This is a genomic window from Paraburkholderia sp. BR14320 (assembly GCF_040948665.1).
In the GTDB taxonomy this organism is placed as follows: Bacteria; Pseudomonadota; Gammaproteobacteria; order Burkholderiales; family Burkholderiaceae; genus Paraburkholderia; species Paraburkholderia youngii.
This window is the reverse complement of sequence record NZ_JBFPKG010000413.1, coordinates 1-232: the sequence shown is the minus strand read 5'-3', so window position 1 is coordinate 232 and position 232 is coordinate 1. Positions and strand designations below refer to the sequence as shown.

At 67.2% G+C, this 232-nt stretch carries 1 pseudogene; it reads right to left on the bottom strand.

The features are described from left to right. Positions 1 to 214 (bottom strand): annotated as a pseudogene (locus AB3X89_RS40865) (hypothetical protein); the annotation flags it as partial. Between the last annotated feature and the right edge of the window lie 18 nt (positions 215 to 232).

Here is a 232-nt window from a genome sequence, read left to right as displayed (position 1 = left end):
TCAAGCCAAACGGAGGCTCACGCAGCGCCGGCAACTGTGTCCTGACCGCCTCGAGGGCCTGCTTGCCGCCGTCGTTGCTGGCGATGGCCACCACCTGCTCGGTGCTCAAGCCAAACGGAGGCTCACGCAGCGCCGGCAACTGTGTCCTGACCGCCTCGAGGGCCTGCTTGCCGCCGTTGTTGCTGGCGATGGCCACCACCTGCTCGGTGCTCAAGCCAAACGGAGGCTCACG